This window comes from Pseudomonas sp. JL3, assembly GCF_031570575.1.
GTDB classification, from domain to species: Bacteria; Pseudomonadota; Gammaproteobacteria; order Pseudomonadales; family Pseudomonadaceae; genus Aquipseudomonas; species Aquipseudomonas cucumis.
This window is the reverse complement of record NZ_JAKWJK010000003.1, coordinates 393,111-413,073: the sequence shown is the minus strand read 5'-3', so window position 1 is coordinate 413,073 and position 19,963 is coordinate 393,111. Positions and strand designations below refer to the sequence as shown.

The 19,963-nt window shown below is 59.3% G+C and carries 18 protein-coding genes; 4 read left to right on the top strand and 14 right to left on the bottom strand.

Going from position 1 to position 19,963, the window contains the following annotated elements; all coding sequences use genetic code 11:
* Nucleotides 1–120 precede the first annotated feature (120 nt).
* Both MMG91_RS08280 and ccoG read right to left on the bottom strand, forming a co-directional pair.
* A complete protein-coding gene (locus MMG91_RS08280) occupies nucleotides 121–660 on the bottom strand; it encodes a FixH family protein (RefSeq protein ID WP_310659306.1) in 540 nt (179 codons plus the stop codon).
* Between the two features lie 11 nt (nucleotides 661–671).
* Complete coding sequence (ccoG, locus tag MMG91_RS08275; protein ID WP_305505575.1) at nucleotides 672–2,087, bottom strand: cytochrome c oxidase accessory protein CcoG; 1,416 nt, start codon at nucleotides 2,085–2,087, stop codon at nucleotides 672–674.
* A 531-nt stretch (nucleotides 2,088–2,618) separates the two neighbouring features.
* On the opposite strand from ccoG, the gene MMG91_RS08270 reads away from it, so the two are divergent.
* Nucleotides 2,619–3,620, top strand: a complete 1,002-nt coding sequence (locus tag MMG91_RS08270; protein WP_310659305.1) for a metallophosphoesterase — start codon at nucleotides 2,619–2,621, stop codon at nucleotides 3,618–3,620.
* 55 nt (nucleotides 3,621–3,675) lie between these two features.
* On the opposite strand, the gene ccoP (MMG91_RS08265) is transcribed toward MMG91_RS08270, so the two are convergent.
* From ccoP (MMG91_RS08265) to ccoN (MMG91_RS08230), 8 genes are all read right to left on the bottom strand, one after another.
* Complete coding sequence (gene ccoP, locus MMG91_RS08265; RefSeq protein WP_305448958.1) at nucleotides 3,676–4,659, bottom strand: cytochrome-c oxidase, cbb3-type subunit III; 984 nt, start codon at nucleotides 4,657–4,659, stop codon at nucleotides 3,676–3,678.
* Nucleotides 4,656–4,841 (bottom strand): CcoQ/FixQ family Cbb3-type cytochrome c oxidase assembly chaperone, encoded by a 186-nt coding sequence (locus tag MMG91_RS08260; protein WP_003175465.1) that lies wholly within the window; start codon nucleotides 4,839–4,841, stop codon nucleotides 4,656–4,658. Before MMG91_RS08260 ends, ccoP (MMG91_RS08265) begins: the two co-directional genes overlap by 4 nt.
* A 5-nt stretch (nucleotides 4,842–4,846) precedes the next feature.
* Nucleotides 4,847–5,455: a cytochrome-c oxidase, cbb3-type subunit II gene (ccoO, locus tag MMG91_RS08255; RefSeq protein WP_007905434.1), complete on the bottom strand. Its 609-nt coding sequence runs from the start codon at nucleotides 5,453–5,455 to the stop codon at nucleotides 4,847–4,849.
* Entirely contained in the window at nucleotides 5,455–6,897 is a 1,443-nt protein-coding gene (ccoN, locus tag MMG91_RS08250) for a cytochrome-c oxidase, cbb3-type subunit I (RefSeq protein WP_305505581.1), read from the bottom strand. Before ccoN (MMG91_RS08250) ends, ccoO (MMG91_RS08255) begins: the two co-directional genes overlap by 1 nt.
* Before the next feature lie 483 nt (nucleotides 6,898–7,380).
* Complete coding sequence (gene ccoP / locus MMG91_RS08245) at nucleotides 7,381–8,334, bottom strand: cytochrome-c oxidase, cbb3-type subunit III (protein WP_310659304.1); 954 nt, start codon at nucleotides 8,332–8,334, stop codon at nucleotides 7,381–7,383.
* Nucleotides 8,331–8,534 (bottom strand): CcoQ/FixQ family Cbb3-type cytochrome c oxidase assembly chaperone, encoded by a 204-nt coding sequence (locus MMG91_RS08240; protein WP_305449769.1) that lies wholly within the window; start codon nucleotides 8,532–8,534, stop codon nucleotides 8,331–8,333. The genes ccoP (MMG91_RS08245) and MMG91_RS08240 overlap by 4 nt, the downstream gene beginning before the upstream one ends.
* A gap of 21 nt (nucleotides 8,535–8,555) precedes the next feature.
* Nucleotides 8,556–9,164, bottom strand: a complete 609-nt coding sequence (ccoO, locus tag MMG91_RS08235; RefSeq protein ID WP_305505585.1) for a cytochrome-c oxidase, cbb3-type subunit II — start codon at nucleotides 9,162–9,164, stop codon at nucleotides 8,556–8,558.
* Nucleotides 9,165–9,174: 10 nt separating this feature from the next.
* Nucleotides 9,175–10,599, bottom strand: a complete 1,425-nt coding sequence (ccoN, locus tag MMG91_RS08230; RefSeq protein ID WP_305448961.1) for a cytochrome-c oxidase, cbb3-type subunit I — start codon at nucleotides 10,597–10,599, stop codon at nucleotides 9,175–9,177.
* Between the two features lie 109 nt (nucleotides 10,600–10,708).
* Between ccoN (MMG91_RS08230) and MMG91_RS08225 the strand changes: the two genes are divergently transcribed.
* A complete protein-coding gene (locus MMG91_RS08225) occupies nucleotides 10,709–11,389 on the top strand; it encodes an alpha/beta family hydrolase (protein WP_310659303.1) in 681 nt (226 codons plus the stop codon).
* A gap of 45 nt (nucleotides 11,390–11,434) precedes the next feature.
* Here the strand turns inward: MMG91_RS08225 and MMG91_RS08220 are convergent, their stop codons facing one another.
* The 3 genes from MMG91_RS08220 to acnA all read right to left on the bottom strand — a co-directional run bounded on the left by MMG91_RS08220 (nucleotide 11,435) and on the right by acnA (nucleotide 16,803).
* Entirely contained in the window at nucleotides 11,435–13,000 is a 1,566-nt protein-coding gene (locus MMG91_RS08220; protein WP_310659302.1) for a PAS domain-containing methyl-accepting chemotaxis protein, read from the bottom strand.
* A gap of 107 nt (nucleotides 13,001–13,107) precedes the next feature.
* Entirely contained in the window at nucleotides 13,108–13,899 is a 792-nt protein-coding gene (locus MMG91_RS08215) for a CPBP family intramembrane glutamic endopeptidase (protein ID WP_310659301.1), read from the bottom strand.
* A 162-nt stretch (nucleotides 13,900–14,061) separates the two neighbouring features.
* Entirely contained in the window at nucleotides 14,062–16,803 is a 2,742-nt protein-coding gene (gene acnA, locus MMG91_RS08210) for an aconitate hydratase AcnA (protein WP_310659300.1), read from the bottom strand.
* Between the two features lie 222 nt (nucleotides 16,804–17,025).
* Here acnA and rlmM point away from each other — a divergent pair, with 222 nt between their 5' ends.
* Both rlmM and tusA read left to right on the top strand, forming a co-directional pair.
* Nucleotides 17,026–18,099 carry a 23S rRNA (cytidine(2498)-2'-O)-methyltransferase RlmM gene (gene rlmM / locus MMG91_RS08205; RefSeq protein WP_305505595.1) on the top strand — a complete coding sequence of 358 codons (1,074 nt, stop codon included), beginning with the start codon at nucleotides 17,026–17,028 and terminating at the stop codon, nucleotides 18,097–18,099.
* 185 nt (nucleotides 18,100–18,284) lie between these two features.
* Nucleotides 18,285–18,536, top strand: coding sequence for a sulfurtransferase TusA (gene tusA / locus MMG91_RS08200; protein ID WP_007907805.1), 252 nt, complete (start codon nucleotides 18,285–18,287; stop codon nucleotides 18,534–18,536).
* On the opposite strand, the gene MMG91_RS08195 is transcribed toward tusA, so the two are convergent.
* Nucleotides 18,533–19,942, bottom strand: coding sequence for an MATE family efflux transporter (locus MMG91_RS08195; protein WP_310659299.1), 1,410 nt, complete (start codon nucleotides 19,940–19,942; stop codon nucleotides 18,533–18,535). The genes tusA and MMG91_RS08195 overlap by 4 nt on opposite strands.
* Nucleotides 19,943–19,963 lie beyond the last annotated feature (21 nt).

The following is a 19,963-nucleotide window of genomic DNA, read 5'->3' as shown; positions in this document are numbered from 1 at the left end:
ATCATTCCCACGCTCTGTGTGGGAATGCCTTCCCGGACGCTCCGCGTCCGCTTCGGCTGGGACGCGGAGCGTCCCTGGCTGCGTTCCCACGCAGAGCGTGGGAAACGATCAGGGTAAGGCTTATTTTTTCAGGTCTTCCGCACCCTGCAGCGGTTCATCACCGAGCAGCAGATCCTTGGCGTGGCTGACCTGTTCTTCTTCGAACATGCGCCAGGTCTTGTCATCCTGCACGCCCAGCAATTCGACAAAGCGACGACCTTCAATCTTGTCGCTCAACTGGCCAATGTAGCGGCCCTGTTCGGTTTCGCTGCGGGCCAGGGTGATCTTGCGATCCTTCTCCGGTTGAGTTGGCGAAATCAGATTCAGTTCAAGGGTTGCAGGCGTGCTGTTGCCGCTCAGGCGCAGGTCGACTTCACCGGTCACGTCATCGAGGTGCACGCTGGCACGCAGTTGCAGGCTCTGGGCCAGCAGTTCGCGGTCCAGCGAACGGTTGATGCCCTTGCCGGCCTCGTAATAGTTGTCGTTGACCAGGTTGTCCGGGTTGTTCACCGCGATGGTCACCATCGACAGGGTCAAGGTCACCGAGCAGGCCAGGATGGCGATGATGATCCACGGCCAAAGGTGCTTGTACCAGGGACTTGCGGCAGTTGCTGCGGACATGTTCACTTCTCTCAACGAATTTGTGGGCCGATGAATCGGCTCTTGGCTTCAACGTGGACGTTGGCGTCATCGGCATCCTTGAGGATGAATGTCACCTCGTTGGTGCTCGACGGCAGTTGTTCCGGTGCGCTGGACAGTTCGACCGGCTGGCTGAAGATCTCCCCTGCAGCGACTTTGATCTCGCGCTTGCCTTGCAGCTTGAGATCCGGCAGGCCGGTGGCTTCGAGCACGTAGGTGTGGTCGCGCTGATCCTTGTTCATGATCTTCAGGCTGTAGACGTTTTCGATCCGGCCTTCGGCGTTCTCGCGGTACAACACGCGGTCTTTACTGACATCGAAGCCGACCAGCGAACGCATGAAGAACGCAGTCATCAGCAACGCGATCATTGTCAGCAACACCAAGGCATAACCGATCAGGCGTGGGCGCAGTTTATGGGTTTTTTGCCCCGACAGGTTGTGCTCGGTGGTGTAGCTGATCAGGCCGCGGGGGTAATCCATCTTGTCCATGATGCTGTCGCAGGCGTCGATGCACGCCGCGCAGCCGATGCATTCGATTTGCAGGCCATCGCGGATGTCGATACCGGTGGGGCAGACCTGGACGCACATGGTGCAGTCGATGCAATCGCCCAGGCCCTGGGCCTTGTAGTCGATACCTTTCTTGCGCGGGCCACGGCTTTCGCCACGGCGCGGATCATAGGAGACGATCAGCGTGTCCTTGTCGAACATTACGCTCTGGAAGCGGGCGTACGGGCACATGTAAATGCACACTTGCTCACGCAACCAGCCAGCGTTGCCGTAAGTGGCGAGGGTGAAGAAGCCGACCCAGAAATACGACCAGCCATCGGCCTGGCCGGTGAAGAAATCGATCACCAGTTCGCGAATCGGCGAGAAGTAACCGACGAAGGTCATGCCGGTCACGAAACCGATCAGCAGCCACATCGTGTGCTTGCTGAATTTGCGCAGGAATTTGTTTGCGCTCATCGGCGCCTTGTCGAGCTTGATGCGCTGGTTGCGGTCGCCTTCGGTGACTTTTTCGCACCACATGAAGATCCAGGTCCAGACGCTCTGTGGGCAGGTGTAGCCGCACCAGACCCGACCGGCATACACGGTGATGAAGAACAGGCCGAAAGCGCTGACGATCAGGATTCCCGAGAGCAGGATGAAGTCCTGAGGCCAGAAGGTCGCGCCGAAAATAAAGAATTTACGTTCCGGCAGGTTCCACCAGACGGCTTGATGGCCGCCCCAGTTCAGCCACACCGTGCCGAAATACAGTAGAAACAGCCCGGCACCGCCGATCATCCGCAGATTGCGGAACAGGCCGGTGAAGGCGCGGGTGTAGATTTTTTCTCGAGAGGCGTAGAGGTCGACGCTGTTGTTCTCGTTCTTGGCAGGTGGAGTGACGTCGTGTACCGGAATCTGATTGCTCATCATTGCATCCCACGGCAGTGGAAAAATGCCCCGGTCAGTACGTGCCGACCGCGGTCAAAAAGAGGTGTTGCAGTGGCGCAATGATACGCCTGTAGCTCTGGTACAAGGGTGCGACCTTTGGTCGCGTTGGGCAAAATCAATTGATGGTGTAGTGACTTGAATCAATTGACTTGTGGATTATGGACGGTTTTTCACGGTGCAGAATCAGAGGTGCTGCAATTCATAGGCGTTGCGTGGCCGAAGAGGCGGAGGCGGCGGGCAGGCCTCAGCCGGCATGCCGATCACGATAGTGCAGGCCATGGCAGCGGCTTCATAGTTTGGCGCACTGCAGTCGGAAACAATCAAAACTCAAAGCAGGCAAAGTTGAAGTCGGGGGTAAGTTGTTTGTCGGCTTTAATCGTGCGCGGAGGAAATATATTTATTTAATTGGTTTTAGTTAGTTGTTTGAGGTTTTTACTCGTTTCGAATAAGTTGGTCGGGCGCGGCCTTCAAGTACGCGCTTGTATTTAATGTTATTGGAAATGGAATTCTATGATTACTAAGAAAGTTAAACGATTCATGCTGGGCTTGTGTCTGCTGTCCGCAGTACCTTTGGCCAATTCAACCGAGGGCACTCCGCGTCATATGGTCTTCGTGTCGGATACACAATACCCCTGGACGGACAAACTCGACCGCAGAGAGCCTGAATCAGATGCGGATTTCAAGGCGCGCTCCAAATGGCTGGTGGAAACCCAGTTTGCGAGTATTGCCGACTTCCGCAAAAATCATCCGCAATCGCAGGTGCCGCTGATGATCAACGGTGACGTCACCGCTTTCGGTCACGGCTGGCAACGTTCCTATATGAATTCAACATTGAAAAAATACTTCGGGAGCGATTATTTATATGGCCTGGGCAATCACGATTATGAGAATAATGTGGACGATTGCTTTAGCAATAATTGTGCGGCCGGTAGTATCGTGGAATTTAAAGAGCATCACATTGGAAAGGTCGACAGTTTTGATTTGAACATTACTGGCGGATTTTTTAATAAGCTGTATTCGGGCAGTCTCGCCTATTCCGTAAACATAGGTGAAGTCCATATGGTGCAACTCAATAATGAGCCGACCTATACGACCAGAATTTCTCATGCGCTAAACCCGACGACGTTCGACATCACCAGTACGCTGGATTGGCTTGAAACCGATTTGAGGCTCGCTCGGACTCAGGGTTACGCCATCATTATCAACATGCACAAACCCGAGGAAATGATGGGTAACATTGAGCAAGCGAGGCGCTTCTACCAAATGATCAGGAAGTATGAGGTCACTGCCATTTTTGCCGGTCATTACCATCAAAGAGGCGGCGCTGCCTTTAAAGATAGTGACGTGCCAATGTACCTCAGCGGCGCCACTTCTCAGCAGACCTACCTGATTGCCAGTTTTACCGAGGATCGCAAGCAGTTGCAGGTCTATCTGGTGGAGAACAATCAATGGCAAAACCGGAGGCTGATCGATACGACTCCTGTGAAATCAATTTTCGCTAATCGTCCATGAAAAAGGCCCCGCCAAATCACTGGCGGGGCCTTTTGTGTTGCATCAAGCGTTTGCCTTACTGGGCGTCCGCCACGGGCGCTTTCTCACCGTGAGACAGGCTGTAAACGTAAGCAGCCAGCAGGTGAACCTTGTCGTTGCCTTGCAGCTGTTCCTGCGCAGGCATCTGGCCCTGACGGCCGTAACGGATGGTCTGCTGCAGTTGAGCGAAGCTCGAACCGTAGATGAACCCGGCAGGGTGGGTCAGGTCAGGGGCGCCCATCGCTGGGGTGCCTTTACCTTGCGGGCCATGGCACGCCACGCAGTTGGCGGCGAACAGTTTCTGGCCGGCAACCGGGTCAGCCTTGGTGCCTTCCGGCAGCTTGCGGCCATCCAGGTTAGTCACCACGAACGCGGCAACGTCAGCAACGCCCTGCTCGCCGATCACTTCAGCCCAGGCCGGCATCACGGCGTGACGACCGCCCATGATGGTGGTCTTGATGGTTTCTGCCTCGCCACCCCAGCGCCAGTCGGCGTCGGTCAGGTTAGGGAAGCCATAGGCGCCTTTGGCGTCGGAACCGTGGCAGACCGAGCAGTTGGAGGCGAACAGGCGGCCACCCATCTTCAGGGCTTGCGGGTCTTTGGCGACTTCTTCGATCGGCATGGAAGCGAACTTGGCGAAGATCGGGCCGAACTTGGCATCCGACCTGAGCATTTCCTTTTCCCACTCGTGAACGCCGGTCCAGCCAGTCTGGCCGTTGGCGAACGCGGTCTGCTTCTCGTTATCGAGGTAGTTGTAACCCGGCAGCAGGCCTTTCCAGTTACCCAGGCCCGGGTACAGCACCAGATAGCCGAGGGCGAAGATGATGGTGCCCACGAACAGCATGAACCACCATTTCGGCAGCGGGTTGTCATACTCCTCGATCCCGTCGAAGGAGTGGCCGACCGTTTCATCGGTGGATTCGCTGCGCTGGCCCTTGCGGGTGGACAGCAGCAGCCAGGTCAGGGCGAAGATGGTGCCGAGACTGAGGACTGTGACGTACAGACTCCAGAACGTAGTCATTCTTTGTTACTCCTAGAAGCTTGCTCGACGTGCTTGATGGCTTCGGGATCATCCGCGAAAGGCAGCAAGGTCGCGTCTTCAAACTCCGACTTGCGCTTGGGGCTGAACACCCACAGCGCCAGACCGATGAAGGCCACCATCACAACAACGGTGCCCAGGCCACGAATCATCCCGATATCCATCTAAATCACCGTTTGCTTTTGATGATGGTGCCCAGGCCTTGCAGATAGGCCACCAGCGCGTCCATTTCGGTTTTGCCCTTCACAGCATCCTTGGCACCGGCGATGTCTTCGTCGGTGTAAGGGACGCCGAGCGTGCGCAAGACTTCCATTTTCTTGGCGGTGTCTTTGCCGTCGAGCTTGTTTTCCACGAGGAACGGGTACGCCGGCATTTTCGACTCAGGCACTACGTTGCGCGGGTTGTACAAGTGCGCACGCTGCCAGTCATCGGAGTAACGACCGCCGACACGGGCCAGGTCCGGACCGGTACGCTTGGAACCCCACAGGAACGGGTGGTCCCAAACGCTTTCACCGGCGACCGAGTAGTGGCCGTAACGTTCGGTTTCAGCACGGAACGGGCGGATCATCTGCGAGTGGCAGCCGACACAACCGTTGGCGATGTATACGTCACGGCCTTCCAGTTCAAGGGCGGTACGCGGCTTCATGCCCTCGACCGGCTTGTTGGTGACGTCCTGGAAAAACAGCGGAACGATTTGAGTCAGGCCGCCGACGCTGACGGCGATAACCATGAAGAAGGCCAGCAGGCCAATATTCTTCTCGACTGCTTCATGCTTCATCAGTGAGCTCCAACTACAGCAATCTGTTCAGCAGCTTTGGCTTCAGCCGGGTTCGAGGCACGTACGGTACGCCATACGTTGTAGGCCATGAACAGCATGCCGCTGGCGAAGAACGCACCGCCCAGGGCGCGAACGATGAAACCAGGATGGCTGGCTTGCAGCGCTTCGACGAACGAGTAGGTGAGGGTGCCGTCGTCGTTGATTGCACGCCACATCAGGCCCTGGGTGATGCCGTTGACCCACATCGATGCGATGTACAGAACGGTACCGATGGTCGCGAGCCAGAAGTGCGTGTTGATCAGGCCGATGCTGTGCATCTGCGTACGACCGAACAGTTTCGGGATCATGTGGTAGATGGCGCCGATCGAAATCATCGCTACCCAGCCAAGAGCGCCGGCGTGTACGTGGCCGATGGTCCAGTCGGTGTAGTGCGACAGCGAGTTGACGGTCTTGATGGCCATCATCGGGCCTTCGAAGGTCGACATGCCGTAGAACGCCAGCGATACCACGAGGAAGCGCAGGATCGGGTCGGTGCGCAGCTTATGCCAGGCGCCCGACAGGGTCATCATCCCGTTGATCATGCCGCCCCAGCTTGGCGCCAGCAGGATGATCGACATCGCCATGCCCAGGGACTGAGCCCAGTCCGGCAGTGCGGTGTAGTGCAGGTGGTGCGGACCGGCCCAGATGTACAGGGTGATCAGCGCCCAGAAGTGCACGATCGACAGACGATAGGAGTAGATCGGACGCTCGGCCTGCTTCGGAACGAAGTAGTACATCATCCCCAGGAAGCCGGTGGTCAGGAAGAAACCGACCGCGTTGTGGCCGTACCACCACTGGATCATCGCGTCAGTCGCACCCGAATAAGCCGAGTAGGACTTGAAGAAACTGACCGGCAGAGAGGCGTGGTTGACGATGTGCAGCATCGCGGTCACGACGATGAAGGCACCGTAGAACCAGTTACCCACATAGATGTGCTTGGTCTTGCGCTTGGTGATGGTGCCGAAGAACACCAGACCGTAGGTGACCCAGACGATGGCCAGCAGAATAGCCAGGGGCCATTCCAGTTCCGCGTATTCCTTGGTGGTGGTGAAACCCATCGGCAAGGTCACGATCGCGCCGACGATCACCGCTTGCCAACCCCAGAAGGTGAAGGCCGCGAGGCTGTCGGAAATCAGTCGCGTTTGGCAGGTTCGCTGCACGACGTAATAGGAAGTGGCAAACAGAGCACAACCACCGAAGGCGAAAATCACCAGGTTGGTGTGCAGCGGGCGCAGGCGTCCAAAGCTCGTCCATGCCAGACCGAAGTTCAACTCCGGCCAGACCAGTTGCGAGGCGATGAAGACACCGAGCCCCATGCCAAGGATCCCCCAGACCACCGTCATGATGGCGAACTGGCGGACTACCTTATAGTTATAAGCAGTCGGACTGATTGCTGTGCTCATTCTAAGGTTCCACGGTTTGGGTGTTTTATTAGGAGTAAAAATCGGCCGCAAGTATGTAGAAAGCGGGGGGTCATTGCAACGCGCCATGACGTGGGTCAATGCTTTCAAAAGCTGATTCTGCGGCCTTTCCATGCGCCGCGTAAGGACAAAATTGCCCCCGGGCAAAATGTCGCGACGAATGAACGAGGCAAGGGGTTCAGGTCAGTTGTAACGGGGTATGTTCAAACACGACGATCGGGTAACAGAGGGCAACGGGGACGATAGCCGGTGTCTACCAGCCTTTGCGGCCTGTCATCGAGCAAATTCGTCGAACACATCGGGTTGAATCGACCTGGAACCGGCGCTGGCCAGTCCGCATCGCTGGGAAGCTTAGACCCGAATCCGGTGAACCGAAAGGAAGACCAAGGGAGGGTGCGACAATGCGTCGCAAAGGGACAGGGAACTGCCGCATCCGGGTGAATGCGGCAGCAGAGCGGACGAGATTTATTTGCCTTTGCCTTCAGCCTGTAAACGCTCGGTGCTCAGCCCGTGAGACAGGCTGTACACGTAAGCGGCCAGCAATTGCACCTTGTCGTTGCCGAGCAGTTCGTTCTGCGCCGGCATATGGCCCTGGCGGCCATGACGGATGGTTTGTTGCAGTTGCGCCAGGCTTGTACCGTAGATAAATCCGGCTGGTTGCGTCAGATTCGGCGCCCCCATGGCTTCAGTGCCCTGGCCGTTTGCCCCATGACAGGCTACGCACATGGCGCTGAACGCTTGCTGTCCGGCGTGCAGATCGGCTGTGCTGTCGGCGGGCAAGGGCAGGCCGGCCAATTCATGACGCACATAGGCGGCGACGTTCTTCACGCCGGCGTCGCCGAGGATTTCACCCCAGGCCGGCATCGCGGCCATGCGACCACCCATGATGGTTGTTTTGATCATGTCGGCATCGCCGCCCCAACGCCAGTTGCTGTCGGCCAGGTTAGGGAAGCCGAACGCGCCCTTGGCATCCGAGCCGTGACACACCGAGCAATTGGACGCAAACAGACGACCGCCCATTTTCAGCGCTAGCGGGTCCTTGGCCACTTCTTCGATGGGCATGGCAGCAAATTTGGCGAAGATCGGTCCGAACTTCGCGTCAGCCTTGTTCATCTCCTTTTCCCATTCATGGACGCCGGTCCAGCCGTCCTCATAGCCGGGCAATAGGCCTTTCCAGTTGCCCAGGCCCGGGTAAAGCACCAGATAACCGACGGCAAACACCAAGGTGGCGGCGAACAGCATGAACCACCACTGCGGCAGCGGGTTGTCGTACTCCTCGATGCCGTCGAAGCTGTGGCCCATGGTCTGGTCGGTGCTGCCCTTGGTTTCCCCTCGGCGCGTACCGATCAGCAGCCAGGTCAGGCCGATCAGGCTGCCGATGGTCAGTACGCAGATCCACGTACTCCAGAAGGTGGTCATGGCCGGGTACTCCTTGCGGCGGATTCTTGTTGGGTGCTGTTTTCGGATGGCGGCTCATCGGCGAACGGCAGCAAGCGCGCTTCGGCGAATTCCGGATTACGCTTGCTGTTGAACACCCACAGCGTCAGGCCGACGAAGGCCACGAATACCACGACCGTGCCCAGTCCGCGGATCATTCCACTGCTCATTTCGCTTAGTATTTCAAAGGGCATGGACATGGCTCACCTCTTGCTCTTGATGGCAGTGCCGAGCACTTGCAGGTAGGCGACCAGCGCGTCCATTTCGGTTTTGCCCTGGAGCGAGGCGACGCTACCGGCGATGTCGTCGTCGGTGTACGGCACGCCGAGGGCGCGCATGGTCTTGAGTTTGGTTTCGGTGTGGCTGTTGTCGACCGCTTGTGTGACCAGCCACGGGTAGGCCGGCATCTTCGACTCCGGCACCACGTTGCGCGGGTTGTACAAGTGCGCGCGGTGCCAGTCATCCGAGTAACGCGCGCCGACCCGGGCCAGATCCGGACCGGTACGCTTGGAGCCCCAAAGGAACGGGTGGTCCCAAACGCTTTCCCCAGCCACCGAGTAGTGGCCATAGCGCTCGGTCTCTGCGCGGAACGGGCGGATCATCTGCGAGTGGCAACCGACGCAGCCTTCGCGGATGTAGATGTCGCGACCTTCCAGTTGCAGTGCGGTGTAGGGCTTCATGCCTTCTACCGGTTTATTGGTCACGTCCTGAAAAAACAGCGGGACGATCTGGGTCAGGCCGCCGATGCTCACGGCGAACACCATCAGCAACATCAGCAGGCCGACGTTTTTTTCGATTGTTTCGTGTTTCATGGCGGACTCCTCAGGCTATCTGCGCGGCAGCGGCGGCTTCGGCAGGCTGCGAGGCCCGCACGGTGCGCCAAGTGTTGTAAGCCATCAGGAACATGCCACTGAGGAAGATCGCACCGCCCACCAGTCGCACGACGAAGCCAGGATGGCTGGCCACCAGGGTTTCGACGAAGGAATAGGTCAGCGTGCCGTCCTCGTTGACTGCGCGCCACATCAGGCCCTGGGCGATGCCGTTGACCCACATGGACGCGATGTACAGCACGGTGCCGATGGTCGCGAGCCAGAAGTGCGCGTTGATCAGGCCGATGCTGTGCATCTGCGTGCGGCCGAAGATTTTCGGAATCATGTGGTACAGCGCCCCGATGGAAATCATCGCCACCCAGCCGAGCGCGCCGGCGTGAACGTGGCCAATGGTCCAGTCGGTGTAGTGAGAGAGGGCGTTGACCGTCTTGATCGCCATCATCGGCCCTTCGAAGGTCGACATGCCGTAGAACGCCAGCGACACCACGAGGAAGCGCAGGATCGGGTCGCTGCGCAACTTATGCCAGGCGCCCGAGAGCGTCATCATGCCGTTGATCATCCCGCCCCAGCTTGGCGCCAGCAGGATCAGTGACATCACCATGCCCAACGACTGTGCCCAGTCCGGCAGCGCGGTGTAGTGCAAGTGGTGAGGACCGGCCCAGATGTACAGGGTGATCAGCGCCCAGAAGTGCACGATCGACAAGCGATAGGAATACACCGGACGCTCGGCCTGTTTCGGCACGAAGTAGTACATCATCCCGAGGAAACCGGCGGTGAGGAAAAAGCCTACGGCGTTGTGTCCATACCACCACTGCACCATGGCATCGGTCGCACCGGCGTACACCGAGTAGGACTTGGTGAAACTCACCGGCAGCTCAAGGTTGTTGACGATGTGCAGGATCGCCACGGTGATGATGAATCCACCGAAGAACCAGTTACCGACATAGATGTGTTTGGTCTTGCGCTGCATGATTGTGCCGAAGAACACGACGGCATAGGCCACCCAGACGATGGTGATCAGGATGTCGATCGGCCATTCCAGTTCGGCGTATTCCTTGGAGCTGGTGTAACCCAGTGGCAGGCTGATGGCCGCCAAGAGAATCACAAGCTGCCAGCCCCAGAAGCAGAACGCGGCGATTTTTGGCGCAAACAGGCGGGTCTGGCAGGTGCGTTGTACCGAGTAGAACGAACTGGCGAACAGGGCGCAACCGCCGAAAGCGAAGATCACCGCGTTAGTATGCAGCGGGCGCAGACGGCCGAAGCTGGTCCACGGCAGGTTGAAGTTGAGTTCAGGCCAGACCAATTGGGCGGCGAGAAAAACCCCGAGCCCCATGCCGACGATGCCCCACACCACCGTCATAATGGCGAATTGGCGGACCACCTTGTAGTTGTAGGCGGTACTGATAGAAGTGTTCATGGTTCCCCATCCACGGTTCAGCCGAAGTGAGGGCCTGTCTTTGCGAGTAAGCCGCAAGGCAGACGCTCCCTTCGCCTGGAGTTATAGGCAGACTAAAAGCGAGGCAAGCATGGACAAAGAGCACAAGGCCAGTATTGACGGGGATCAATGGGCGCAGTGTGTGCGGGATCATGGATGGTTGTGGAATGCCGCCTCAGCGCCGGCCTCGGCCACGCTGATTCTCGCCCACGGTGCCGGTGCGCCGATGGACAGCGGCTGGATGAACGACATGGCTGCGCGTCTTGCTGCGCATGGGGTCAACGTGCTGCGCTTCGAGTTTCCCTACATGGCGCAGCGGCGTATCGATGGCGGTAAACGTCCCCCGAACCCGGCGCCCAGATTGCTGGAGTGCTGGCGTGAGGTGTATGCCGTGGTGCGACGCCATGTCGCTGGGCGCCTGGCCATTGGCGGCAAGTCCATGGGCGGGCGGATGGCGAGTTTGTTGGCTGATGAATTGGGCGCGGATGTGCTGGTGTGCCTGGGATATCCGTTTTATGCGGTGGGCAAACCGGAGAAGCCACGGGTCGAACATTTGGCGGCGCTGAAGACTCGCACGTTGATCGTGCAGGGTGAGCGGGATGCGTTGGGTAATCGGGCGGCGGTCGAGGCTTACACGATGGCGCCGAGTATCGAGGTGTTCTGGCTGGCGGCAGGGGATCATGATTTGAAGCCGTTGAAGGCTTCGGGGTTTACCCATGAGCAGCATTTGGCGGCTGCGGCAGGCAGGGTGGCTACGTTTCTAGGTCAGTGATCTTTCCCACGCGGAGCGTGGGAAAGATCAGGAGGGGCGCAACAATCAGCGATTAAACCGCTCCACCAACGAGTACTGGGTATTCGCTGTCTTCGTCAGTTCTTCACTCAGCAACGCCGAGTGCTGTGCCTGTTCCGAGGTCTGGTCAGCCAGTTGCGAGATGTTGCTGATGTTGCGGCTGATTTCTTCGGCGACGGCGCTTTGCTCTTCCGTGGCGGCAGCGATCTGGGTGGTCATGTCGGTGATGTTGGCCACCGCTTCGCTGATGCCCACCAGCGCCTGATCCGCTTCCAAGACCCGCGCCACGCCCTCTTCGGCCTGGCGATGCCCGGCTTCCATGGTTTGCACCGCGGTGCTGGCGGTTTGCTGCAGCTTGGCGATCAGGGCGTGAATCTGCCCGGTGGATTCGCTGGTGCGTTGCGCCAGTTGGCGCACTTCGTCGGCCACCACCGCAAAACCACGGCCCATCTCACCGGCGCGCGCTGCTTCAATCGCGGCGTTCAAGGCCAGCAGGTTGGTCTGGTCAGCGATGCCTTTGATCACGTCGACCACGCCGCCGATTTCGTCGCTGTCCTTGGCCAGTTGCGTGACCGTCAGGCCGGTTTCACCGACCACCACCGACAGACGCTGAATGGCTTCGCGGGTTTCCCCGGCGATGTCGCGACCGCGACCGGTCAGGCGATTGGCTTCCTGAGTGGCGTCAGCAGTGCGCTGCACGTGGCTGGCGACTTCCTGAGTGGTGGCGGCCATCTGATTCACAGCGGTTGCCACTTGCTCGGTTTCGACGCGTTGACGTTCCAGGCCGGTGGAGCTGTTGTGGGCCAAGGTGTCGGACTGTTTCGCTTGCTCGGTCAGGTGCTCGGCGGTGTCCTGCAGACGGGTCAGGCAGGTTTTCAGACGGGCTTCCTGACTGAGGATCGACATCTCCAGGCGTGCCTGGGCGCCGCGGCTGTCGGTGTACATCTGCGCGATCAGCGGGTCGGACGTGGTCTGTTCGGCCAGGCGCAGCAAACGCTTGATACCGCGCTGTTGCCAGCTCAAACCCATCAAGCCCAACGGCACCGAAAGGCCGGCCGCGAGTGCGAAGCCCCATTGGGACGTCAGGGTGGCGCCGATCATGAAGCTCAACTGGCTGACCAGAATGAACGGCAGCCAGTCCTGAAGCACCGGCAGCCATTTGTCTGTAGAGGGAACCGCAGACTTGCCCTGGTTGATGCGTTGGTAGAGCGCTTCGGCGCGGCGGATCTGTTCGGCGGTGGGTTTGACCCGCACCGATTCGTAACCGATCACCTGATTGGCGTCGAACACCGGTGTGACATAGGCGTTAACCCAGTAGTGGTCACCGGTTTTGCAGCGATTCTTGACAATGCCCATCCATGGCAAGCCTTGTTTCAGTGTGCCCCACATGTGCGCGAACACTGCAGCCGGGACGTCGGGGTGACGGACCAGGTTATGCGGTGCACGGATCAGTTCCTCACGAGTAAACCCGCTGATTTCAACGAAAGCGTCGTTGCAGTAGGTGATCACGCCCTTGGCATCGGTGGTGGAAATCAACCGTTGCTGAGCCGGGAAGGTCCGTTCGCGTTGTGTAATGGGCTGGTTGTTACGCATGGCTTTTTCAATCCGCAAGGCTTTGAAGGGGTATCGGCATCGTCAGGCATTTATTGAAGTTTTTTTTCAATAAATCAGTAACGCGTCGCAAAACGACTGCTGCGTCATCATCCCGCGAGCATCGGATACGTGAACAAGCCGAAATGCAGCAGATTCAAACCAAAGTGGGTGGCGATGGCCGCGCCCAACCCGCCAAAACGATAGGCCAGGCCATAACCGACCCCCGCCAGGCCCGCCAGCAACATCCATTGCCAGCCAGCGCCCAGATGAACGAGGCCGAACAGCATGGAGGCGAGCAACAACGCGAGATTTTCGCCATAAGGCAGGTGTTTGAACTGTCGGCTCAGGCCACCCTGGATGTAGCCGCGAAACAACGCTTCTTCCACCAACGTCACCAGCAACAGATTGTTCAGCACCCACAACCAGGCCTGATCCGGCCACTTCGGTGCCCAACTGATCACGCCCAGCAACAGCGCGCCACCCAAGGCCAGTACGGCGCTTATGGCCAGGGCGAGGGCGGTGGCATAAACAGACAGTCGCAATGAGCGCCGGCCGACAATCCAGGGGCAAACCAACAACAGCCAGAACCCGATCAGCGGTTTGTCCTGATTCAGGTACATGGCAAACGGCACGGCATCGTCGGTGAAGCGCTGGGGATTGATGCCACGACCGTTATAGAAACCGGGAAGCCAGTGCATCGCCAGCGCTACCGCCAGGAAGATGAACAAGCCGTGGCCGAGGTAGCGGCCGATGGGAATCTGTTGTTGGCGAACGGCGAAACCGGCGAACAGCAGCAACGCGAAAGAGATCGCGGCCAGCCAGCCGAGCTGGCCGTAGATCAACGCCAGGCCATAGCCCATGGAGAGGAGCGCCAGATAAGTCCATGGCAGAGCAAGCATGTGAAGTCCTTGTGTCGGTAATTTTTACAGTGTGACACGGTCCCTTGTGGGAGCGGCGGTGCGGCGATCCCACAGTGGATCGGTGGTGCGCAGGGTATTTTTGTTAGGTCCAGGACACAAACAAAAACACCGCCCGAAGGCGGTGTCGTTGTCAGCAGGCTGTTACGAGGCAATCAATTGCCTCAACACATAATGCAAAATCCCGCCGGCCTTGAAGTATTCCACCTCGTTGAGGGTATCGATCCGGCACAACACCTCAATCTTTTCCTTGCTGCTGTCTTCACGGGTGATGACCAGTGTCAGGTTCATCCGCGGAGTCAGTTCGACGCCAGTGAGGCCAAGAATATCAAGGGTCTCCTTGCCGGTGAGGTTCAGGCTCTTGCGGTTCTGATCCAGCTTGAACTGCAACGGCAATACGCCCATGCCCACCAGGTTGGAACGGTGAATCCGCTCGAAGCTTTCGGCGATGACCGCTTTGACCCCCAGCAGATTGGTGCCCTTGGCCGCCCAGTCGCGGCTCGAGCCGGTGCCGTATTCTTGCCCGGCGATCACCACCAGCGGCGTGCCCGATGCCTGGTAACGCATGGCCGCGTCGTAGATCGGCAGCTTTTCTCCGGTCGGAATATAAATCGTGTTGCCGCCTTCTTCGCCGCCGAGCATCTCGTTGCGGATCCGGATGTTGGCGAAGGTGCCGCGCATCATCACTTGATGGTTGCCGCGACGGGAGCCGTAGGAATTGAAGTCCCGCGGTTCCACCCCTTGCTCGCGCAGGTAACGGCCGGCAGGGCTGTCAGCCTTGATGTTGCCGGCCGGGGAAATGTGGTCGGTGGTCACCGAGTCACCGAGCAGCGCGAGGACTTTCGCCCCTTCGACGTCCTTGACCACCGGCGCAGGGCCGCCGATGTCATCGAAGAAGGGCGGATGCTGGATATACGTCGAATCGTTGTTCCAGACATAAGTCGCCGCCTGCGGCACTTCGATCGCCTGCCATTGCTCGTCGCCGGCAAACACTTCGGCGTACTCCTTGTGGAACATGGCGGTGTTCACCTGAGTCACCGCGTCGGCGATTTCTTTGGTGCTCGGCCAAATGTCTCGCAGATAAACCGGCTGGCCGTCCTTGTCGTTACCCAATGACTCGCTGCTGATGTCGATGCGCACCGTGCCAGCCAATGCATAGGCGACGACCAGAGGCGGGGAGGCCAGCCAGTTGGTTTTCACCAGCGGATGCACGCGACCTTCAAAGTTGCGGTTGCCCGAGAGCACCGAGGCGACGGTCAGGTCGGCTTGCTGAATGGCTTTTTCGATCGGCTCCGGCAACGGCCCGGAGTTACCGATGCAGGTGGTGCAGCCATAACCGACTAGCGCAAAACCGAGTTCATCAAGGTAGTGGGTCAGGCCCGCTGCCTTGTAGTAGTCGGTGACCACTTTCGAACCGGGAGCCAGCGAGCTCTTGACCCACGGTTTGCGCTTCAGGCCTTTCTCCACGGCTTTTTTCGCCACCAGCCCGGCCGCCATCATCACGCTGGGGTTGGAAGTGTTGGTGCAGGAAGTGATCGCGGCAATCACCACCGCGCCGTTTTTCAGCCGATATGTGCGGCCTTCGTGATGGTAGTCCGTTTCGCCGACCAGATCGGCGTTGCCCACCGCGACGCCACCGCCACCCTCACTTTCCAGACGACTTTCTTCCTTGCTGGAGGGTTTGAATTGCAGGCCGAGAAAGTCAGTGAACGCTTGCGCGACATTCGGCAACGAGACGCGGTCCTGTGGGCGTTTCGGTCCGGCGAGGCTGGCCTCGACGCTGCCCATGTCCAGGGCCAGGCTGTCAGTGAACACCGGCTCCTTGCCGGGCAGGCGCCACAGCCCCTGGATCTTGCTGTAGGCCTCCACCAGTTTCACGGTTTCCGGTGTACGGCCGGACAGGCGCAAGTACTCCAGTGTCACCTCGTCCACCGGGAAGAAACCGCAGGTGGCGCCATATTCCGGGGCCATGTTGGCGATGGTCGCGCGGTCAGCCAGCGGCAGGTCGGCGAGGCCGTCGCCGTAGAACTCGACGAATTTGCCGACCACACCTTTCTTGCGCAGCATCTGGGTCACCGTCAGCACCAGATCGGTGGCGGTGATGCCTTCCCTGAGCTTGCCGGTGAGCTTGAAACCGATCACTTCGGGAATCAGCATCGACACCGGTTGGCCGAGCATCGCCGCTTCCGCTTCGATCCCGCCCACGCCCCAGCCGAGCACGCCGAGGCCGTTGATCATGGTGGTGTGAGAGTCGGTGCCAACCAAGGTGTCCGGGAAAGCATACGTGCGACCGTCCTCGTCCTTGGTCCAGACCGTGCGGCCCAAGTACTCAAGATTGACCTGGTGGCAGATGCCGGTGCCCGGTGGCACCACGCTGAAATTGGCGAAGGCGCTCTGGCCCCAGCGCAGGAAGGCATAACGCTCGTGGTTGCGCTGCATTTCAATATCGACGTTCTGTTCGAAGGCGCTTGAGCTGGCGTACTTGTCGACCATTACCGAGTGGTCGATCACCAGGTCCACCGGCGACAGGGGATTGATGCGCTGCGGGTCGCCACCGGCCTTGGCCATGGCGGCGCGCATGGCGGCCAGGTCGACCACGGCCGGGACGCCGGTAAAGTCCTGCATCAATACCCGCGCGGGGCGGTATTGGATTTCGCGATCGGAGCGACGCTCCTTGAGCCAGGCGGCAATCGCCTTGAGGTCGGCGCCGGTAACGGTTTTCTCGTCTTCCCAGCGCAGCAGGTTTTCCAGCAACACTTTCAACGACATCGGCAGCTTGTCGAGATCACCCAGGCTTTTGGCGGCTTCGGGCAGGCTGAAATAGTGATAAGTCTTGTCGTCGACTTGTAAGGTTTTAAGGGTTTTCAGGCTATCTAGGGACGGCATTGAAATGACTCCTTTAAATCCGCACGGCTACGGATTGAGGGAACGAACTGAGGCTTAAACCTAGTCCTGTTTGATGCTTAAGGCTAATTACTGGACTCTATGGAGAAGTCCAAGGTTCCGAACTCGGCTATCATGCGCCGGTTTTCGTGACAGGCTTTGCTTCAACGCAAGTCTGGGCATCGCGCAGTGGCTGAATTCTTCGCCAACTGCCCAGGAGTAAGAATGAACACCCTCTTTATGCATTGCCGGCCGGGCTTCGAAAGCGAAGTCTGTTCCGAGATTTCCGAACATGCCGCGCGGCTGAACGTGGCCGGTTATGCCAAGGCCAAGACCGCCAGCGCCTGCGCCGAATTTATCTGCACCGAAGAAGACGGCGCCGAGCGCCTGATGCGTGGTCAGCGTTTTGCTGACCTGATCTTCCCTCGCCAGTGGGCTCGCGGGATCTTCATCGATCTGCCGGAAACCGACCGCATCAGCGTGATCCTCGCGCACATGGCGGACTTCCCGCTGTGCGGCAGCCTGTGGCTGGAAATGGTCGACACCAACGATGGCAAAGAGCTGTCGAACTTCTGCAAGAAATTCGAAGGCCACCTGCGCAAGGCGCTGATGGCGGCCGGCAAACTGGTAGACGACGCCCACAAGCCGCGGCTGTTGCTGACCTTCAAGAGTGGCCGTGAAGTGTTCATGGGCCTGGCGGAATCGAACAATTCGGCGATGTGGCCGATGGGCATTCCGCGCCTGAAATTCCCGCGTGAAGCACCGAGCCGTTCGACCCTCAAGCTGGAAGAAGCCTGGCACCATTTCATCCCCCGCGACCAGTGGGATGAGCGCCTGCACAGCGACATGACAGGTGTCGACCTCGGCGCTGCACCCGGTGGCTGGACCTGGCAACTGGTCAACCGCGGCATGCTGGTGACCGCTATCGACAACGGCCCGATGGCCGAAAGCCTGATGGACACCGGTTTGGTGCAGCACTTGATGGCCGACGGTTTCACCTTCAAACCCAAGCAACCGGTGGACTGGATGGTCTGCGACATCGTCGAGAAACCGGCGCGCAACGCGGCAATGCTGGAAGAATGGATTGGCGAGGGGCACTGCCGGGAAGCGGTGGTTAACCTCAAGCTGCCGATGAAACAGCGTTATGCCGAAGTGAAGCGCTTGCTGGAACGTATTGCCGACGGGTTCAAGGCGCGGGGCATTCGGGTCGAGATCGGCTGCAAGCAGCTGTATCACGACCGTGAGGAAGTGACCTGCCACCTTCGCCGGCTTGACGTAAAGAAACCCAAGTCCCGCTGACTTTGTGTACCGATCATTCCCACGCTCCGCGTGGGAATGCCGCCGGGGATGCTCCGCGCTCCGCCTTTGGATGTGACGCAGAGCGTCACGGGATGCCTTCCCACGCAGAGCGAGGGAACGATCAGCTGCCAGTGACTAGACACCCGGCAATGCGCGACAATGCCGGCAAGTTTCAGGAGTAAATCATGAGTGAAATGATCGATACGCCGGTAGACGGCACCCTCGACGCCACCGGCCTCAATTGCCCGGAACCGGTGATGATGCTGCACCAGCACATCCGTGACCTGGTGCCTGGCGGCCTGCTGAAGGTGATCGCCACCGACCCGTCGACCCGTCGCGACATCCCCAAGTTTTGCGTGTTTCTCGACCACGAACTGGTCGCGCAGCATGAAGAGGCAGGCACCTACCTCTACTGGATCCGCAAAAAACTCGCTTAACCCGCCGAACGACTGATGTGGATCCGCTTGCGTGCACTGCGCGTCAGGCGGATCGACAGCATCAGTGCCGCGCAACTCAAGCCCACGATCAAACCCTGCCACAGCCCGCTCGGGCCGCTCGGCGCGCCGAACCAGTCGGTCAGGCCCAAGGCGTAACCCACCGGCAAACCAATCCCCCAGTACGCGAACAGCGTCAGGATCATCGTCACCCGCGTGTCCTGATAGCCGCGCAGTGCACCCGCCGCCGTTACCTGTATCGCATCGGAAAACTGGAACAGCGCCGAATACACGATCAGCATCGCGGCCACCTGAATCACCGTCGGGTCGGCGGTGTAAATCGCAGCGATAGGTTCACGCAGCAACAGCATCATGCTCGCCGACAGGCACGCATAAGCCAGGGCGGTGCCCATGCCGACACCGGCGGCGAAGCGGGCTTCGCGCGGTTCCTCTCGACCGAGAGCCTGGCCGACTCGCACGGTCACGGCCATGCCGAGGGAGTAGGGGATCATGAACACCAGCGAGCTGAAGTTCAGCGCGATCTGATGCCCGGCGACCACGGTGGCGCCGAGGCTGCCGATCAGCAGGGCAATCACGGCGAAGATGCTCGATTCGGCAAACACCGCAATACCGATCGGCAGGCCGATGCCCAGCAAGCGCTTGATCACCGACCACTGTGGCCAGTCGAAACGGCTGAACAACTCACTCGACTGATAGGCCGGCGCCCAGCGCTCCCAGCCGGCCATGCCCAACGCCATCACCCACATCACAATCGCCGTGGCCCAGCCGCAGCCGACCCCGCCCATGGCCGGCACACCAAAGTGGCCATAGATGAAGATGTAATTGAGCGGAATATTCAGCGCCAACCCACACAGGCCAAGGACCATGGCCGGGCGGGTGCGACCCAGGCCATCACTGAAGCAGCGCAACACGTGATAGAACGCGACGGCAGGCAGGCCGCTGGCGATGCCGTGCAGATACTGCATGCACGGGCCGATCAGCTCGGGATCGACTTTCATGATGTGCAGGATCGGTTCGGCGCTGAACAGCATGCCGGTCGCCATCAAGCCCACCACCAGCGCCAGCCACAAGGCCTGACGCACGATCGGGCCAATCTCGCTGTACGTGCCGGCGCCGAAACGCTGGGCGACTTTCGGGGTGGTGGCCAGCAGTGTGCCGGTCATTAGCAGAAACACCGGCACCCAGATCGAGTTGCCCAGCGCGACGGCCGCCAGATCTCGAGGCCCGACACGACCGGCCATCACCGCATCGACGAAGCCCATGGCGGTGGTCGCCAGTTGCGCGATCATGATCGGCAACGCAAGGCCGAGCAGGTTTTTCAGCTCCAGGCGAACCCGGGCCGGGCGGTTGAGGGAAATAGCGGTGGGGCGGTCTGTCACGGAATCCAAGGCGAAACGTCCAAAAGGGTT